The sequence below is a fragment of the uncultured Ilumatobacter sp. genome, assembly GCF_963980585.1.
In the GTDB taxonomy this organism is placed as follows: Bacteria; Actinomycetota; Acidimicrobiia; order Acidimicrobiales; family Ilumatobacteraceae; genus Ilumatobacter_A.
The window spans coordinates 1-5,188 of record NZ_CAXCAM010000080.1; the positions used below are offsets into that span (position 1 = coordinate 1).

A 5,188-nucleotide genomic window follows, 5' to 3' on the forward strand; every position below is an offset into this window, starting at 1 on the left:
AGGTGAGGTGAGGTGGGGTCAGGTGGGGTCGGGTGGCGTGCGGTGGGGTCTACATGGCGCTGTGGCGAAGGAGTTCGTGGGCCATGGGACACTCTGGCTGGATGGCCGGTGGGCCCATGGGCACGCGGCCGTGCGGGCCGATGACATCAGTGACCATCGAGGTGGGGAGGATCTCGACGTCCATCTCCCAGGGATCAACGGGGTGCTCTCCATCGGGATCGGTGATCGCCTCGTATCGCTGAACCATGTGATCGATGAAACCGGAGGGCAACCGACGTCCAACACCTGCCACGAGCCACACCGGCGTGCCCCATGCGTGCGCGGCAGCGGCAATGGTCGACGAACCAATCGGGGCCACGATGCGGTGCGAGTCGCACGCCAACGCTTCGATCAACACAACGTCAGCGGCGCGGACGGCTGCTCCCGCAGCACCAGCATCGACCGGGTCGTTGTCAACGTCGTAGCGTTCCAGCTTGCGGAAGAACTGGGTGGCCGTGTGCCCGGCATCGAGCACGAGCACCCGCACGTCACCTCGCCGGATGAGTCCATCGCCTGCGACATCGGGTGACCCAATCGTCACGATGGTGGCGTCATCGGGGAGCGCAGCTGCCAGCTCTGCTCCCGTGCGATCGCCGCGAATCTCCTCAGCCAACTCCCAGACGGCTTCGAACGGCTCAGATGACGTCGAGACATTTGCACAGAGCCACCAGAGCGCCCCTGTGAAAGGGTGACGTTCAACGATGCGCCGGCATGCGACCACGATGCCCGACGGGTCAAAATGAAGTGAACCGAGTGCGTGGGCGGTCTCCTCGACGAGCGAGGCCGGGTCTGCGCCTTGGGCCCGGGCGACGTAGCGAAGGTGCTCGATGGGGTGCATCGTCGCCGACGGTACCCGAGACCAGGCGGATGGTTGCGGTCCAGGCCCCCCAACTCGCTACGCTCTCGCCCGTGGCCGACCCCACTGTTCAGCAGCTCCCAACCGAATTGAACCTCACCCCGCTCGTGGCCGACGGCCAGGGATGGGGGCTCGGCCAGTCCCGGCCAATCATGGACTGGTTGACCACGTTCCACCTCGCCTCCGTGGTGCTTGATCCGTACACCAACGAAAGCTCGTGGATCCTCCGCTCGGCGACTCGAATTCTCGAGCAGTTCCGCAGCTCACATGCCAGGATCAACTTCATCGTGACCGCCGGAGCCGAAGATGCCCGAGCGTTTCTCGGGCCGCTCACCGAGGAATACCTCGTGTTCTGCGACCCCGATCGCTCCGCTGTCAAGGCGATGGGCCTCACCGAACTTCCGGCGTTCGTCTTCACTCGCGTCGACGGCGCCGTCGCGGCAAAGACCGAAGGCTGGCAGCCAAAGGAGTGGGAAGCAGTCGCTGACGCCATCGCCGACGTGACGTCGTGGACCTCGCTCGACATTCCTGGCGCCGGCGATCCCGGGCCATTCAGCGGCTCGCCCGCTTTGGGCTGATCCGCTCCGTGCCACATGGCCGACCGACCGGCCGTCCCCGACCTGCCTGACCTTCCGGTCGTCGAGGCACTCGATGCACTGCGCGCTGCGCTGATCGACGGCACCAGCGCCGTCCTCGTCGCCCCGCCCGGCGCGGGAAAGACCACGGTGGTCCCCCTGGCACTACTCGACCAGCCGTGGCTCGGTGACCAACGCATCGTCATGCTTGAGCCGCGCCGCCTTGCGACGCGCGCCGCGGCGCGCCGCATGTCGACGACGACACGCACCCCAATCGGTGCACTGGTCGGCTATCAGACCCGCGACGAACGCGAGATCACATCGACCACCCGCATCGAGGTTGTGACCGAGGGAGTGCTCACGCGCCGTCTGCAGAATGACCCGGAACTCCCGGGCGTCGGAGCCGTGATCTTCGACGAGGTCCACGAAAGAAATCTCACCACCGACATCGGGCTTGCGCTCACGCTCGACAGCGCTGCACAGCTCCGCCCCGACCTCCGCATCATCGCAATGTCGGCAACCCCAGACACCGAAGGCCTCGCCCGCCTCCTCGACGGCCCGGTCATCAGCAGCGAAGGTCGCACCTACCCGATCGACGTGCGTTGGCTACCCCGCTCGCCAGGTCGAAGCAGCGGCGCGCCGAAGAAGGGCCGACCACGACCCAAGCAGCAGCGCGGCCCCGACCGCATCGAGCCAGACGTCGTGGCCGCCGTGCTCCAGGCGCTGAGCGACGATGAGGGCGATGTCTTGGTCTTCCTGCCCGGTATCGGGGAGATCCGACGGACTGAACGGATGCTGCAGGACACGCTCGGGCCCAACATCGACGTCTACCCACTCGCCGGCGCTCTCACGCTCGCTGAGCAAGATCAGGCACTGGCGCCGTCGCCGCCTGGCCGACGACGCGTGGTGCTGTCGACCGACATTGCCGAGACTTCACTCACCGTCGATGGCGTCCGCATCGTGATCGACAGCGGCCTTGCCCGCGAGCCACGATTCGACCCTCGATCAGGAATGACGCGGCTCACTACCGTGGCGACGAGCCGTGCCTCGGCCGAGCAACGAGCGGGACGGGCGGGGCGCACCGAACCCGGTACCGCCTATCGGCTCTGGGGCAAGCTCGAACACGGCACGCGAACCCGCCACCGGTCACCCGAGATACTGCAAGTCGACTTGGCTGGCTTCGCCCTTGAACTGGCCGCCTGGGGCGCCCCTGACGATCTGCAATTCATCGATCCCCCTCCCGCTGGGGCCCTTGCGCAGGCGCGTGACCTGCTGACCAACCTGTACGCGCTCGACCAAGACGATCAGACCATCACTCCGCTTGGGCGCAAGATGCTTGGTCTCCCCGTCCACCCGCGACTGGCCAGGATGATCGCCGTCGATCAGAGTCCACTCGCCTGTGCCATTGCCGCGCTGGTCGACGAACGCGACATCTTTCGGGGACGACCCGATGACGTGCCGACCGACCTTGCGCTGCGCGTTGGCGTGATCTCGGGGGCGCGCGGACACGACCTCGCTGACCGGGGTGCCGTGCACCGGCTCCGCGACCGTGCCGCCGATCTGGCCCGCCGGGCGCGCCTGCCGTTCGATCGTGGCGCCCTTCATCCGGACCGGGCTGGCGCCGTGCTCCTGCTCGCATACCCAGATCGCCTTGCCGCCCTCCGACGCGGCGCGCAGTACCAATTGCGCGGCGGCAGCACCGCCTTTCTCCCCGCCAAGGACTCCCTCGCCGACGAGCAGTTCATCGTTGCTGCTGATCTCGACGGAAAACGCGATAAGGCGCGTATTCGCCTGGCAGCTGCAGTCGATGCCGACGACGTGATCGCCAACTTCGGCCCCGACATCACCGAGCAACGCACGATCACGTGGAACACAGACCGCAACGACCTCAGCGAGACCATCGAGCGTCGCCTCGGATCGATCCGGCTCGGCAGCCGCACCGACCGCCCAGCCGCCGGGGAGGCCACAACAGCAGCGCTCCTCGATCGAGTCCGAACAACGGAACTCCGCGTGCTCGGCTGGACCCCAACAGCAATCAGCCTGCGCGAGCGCGTGACGTTTCTCAACGCCAACGTCGGTGATCCTTGGCCGGACTGGTCCGTTACCACCCTGCTCGGCTCGCTCGACACGTGGCTCGGGCCGTACCTACCTGGCGCACGGGGACGGTCCGATCTCGAACAACTCGACCTCACGACCGTGCTTCGATCCCAGCTGCCCTGGCCCGAGGGCGCACAACTCGACGACCTGGCGCCCGCCGCGCTCGCGCTGCCGACCGGCCGGACCGCACCGATCGATTATTCGGGCGAACAGCCAACCGCCTCGGTGCGCGTGCAGGACCTGTTCGGCAGCACCACCCACCCACATGCAGGAGGCCGGCCGATTCGCCTCGAACTGCTGTCGCCGGCGGACCGGCCCATTCAGGTCACCGCCGACCTTCCCGGTTTCTGGGCAGGTTCCTGGACTGAGGTCCGCAAGGAAATGGCCGGGCGTTACCCCAAGCATCGATGGCCAGACGACCCAGCCGGCGCAGCCCCGAAGCGGATGAAGGATCGTTGAGTGACCGTTGCCGGGCTCCCACTGCTCGTCGCCATCGCGTGCGCGCTCGTCGTGTATGTCGGCACCACGGTGCAAGCGTCGCTCGGGATCGGCTTGGGGATGCTGTCATCTCCGGTTCTGGCACTCGCCGACACCGACTTCATCCCCGTGGCCATCATCATCTCGGTCATTCCGCTGTCGAGCACGGTGGCCTGGTCCGAACGCGAGCACGTCGACCGACGCGGAGCTGCACTGCTCTTGATCGGCCGGATCCCCGGCGTGGTCATCGCCGTTCTCCTCGTGGCCAGCTTCAGCGATACCGCGCTGGGACTGATGGTCTCCGGCTCGGTCATCGCAGCCGTCGTCGTGTCGGCGGTCGGCCGCAAATTCGTGGCGGGGCCCGCCACGCTGCTCGTTGCCGGCGGCGCGTCAGGCTTCATGGCCACCACAACAGGCGTCGGCGGTCCACCGGTCGCGCTGACATATCAGCACGACACTCCCGAGACGATGCGCTCCACCATTTCGACATTCTTCGCCGTCGGCGCACTGATGTCTTTGGTCGGCCTCGTGCTGGCTGGCGAGGTGAGTCGCCGGTCTCTTGAGTTGACAGCGGTTCTGATTCCGTCGGTGGTGCTCGGCATCGTCACGGCAGCGCGCGTGAAGCATCGGCTCAACGCCGACCTGGTACGTCCGGCCATCCTCGCGCTCTGTCTGCTGAGCGCCACCGCGCTCTTGATCCGCACGCTCGCCTGAACGCTGTCCTGTCCGCGCACTCGCCCTGCGGTCGTGGCACAGTGTGGCGATGGGCTCCTCCCAACACACCTCCCACTCCTCCAGGCGAGTTTCAGTTGTCCTTGCCGGGCTCGCGATCGTGGCTGCCTCGTGCGCCGGATCCGACGGGGACACGGCCGCGACAACACCGGCGACCGAAGCACCCGCGGCGACCGAAGCACCAGTTGTCACCGCAGCACCAGCCGACACCGCAGCCCCGGTCGCAACCGACGCACCAACTGACACGGCCGCCCCCGCCGCGACCGACCCGCCCGAGCCGGACCAAGACCCCGACCTTGATCTTGATCTCGCGTACGGCGACTACGAGGTGGGCGTGCAGACCATCACCATCACTGACACCTCAGGAGGCGATCGGGACCTGACCGTCGACGTGTGGTTTCCGCTCATCGAC

At 67.1% G+C, this 5,188-nt stretch carries 4 protein-coding genes and 1 pseudogene; 4 read left to right on the forward strand and 1 reads right to left on the reverse strand.

All coding sequences use genetic code 11. The features are described from left to right. Positions 1-49: 49 nt before the first annotated feature. A complete protein-coding gene (locus ACH2DW_RS15050) occupies positions 50-877 on the reverse strand; it encodes a hypothetical protein (protein ID WP_394930563.1) in 828 nt (275 codons plus the stop codon). A gap of 71 nt (positions 878-948) precedes the next feature. On the opposite strand from ACH2DW_RS15050, the gene ACH2DW_RS15055 reads away from it, so the two are divergent. The 4 genes and pseudogenes from ACH2DW_RS15055 to ACH2DW_RS15070 all read left to right on the forward strand — a co-directional run. After that, on the forward strand, positions 949-1,473 hold the full coding sequence (locus ACH2DW_RS15055; RefSeq protein WP_394930564.1) for a TlpA family protein disulfide reductase: 525 nt from the start codon (positions 949-951) through the stop codon (positions 1,471-1,473). Positions 1,474-1,488: 15 nt separating this feature from the next. Further along, positions 1,489-4,026 (forward strand): ATP-dependent helicase HrpB, encoded by a 2,538-nt coding sequence (gene hrpB / locus ACH2DW_RS15060; protein WP_394930565.1) that lies wholly within the window; start codon positions 1,489-1,491, stop codon positions 4,024-4,026. After that, on the forward strand, positions 4,027-4,758 hold the full coding sequence (locus tag ACH2DW_RS15065; RefSeq protein ID WP_394930566.1) for a sulfite exporter TauE/SafE family protein: 732 nt from the start codon (positions 4,027-4,029) through the stop codon (positions 4,756-4,758). It begins immediately after the preceding gene. Between the two features lie 118 nt (positions 4,759-4,876). Then, positions 4,877-5,188 (forward strand): annotated as a pseudogene (locus ACH2DW_RS15070) (hypothetical protein); the annotation flags it as partial.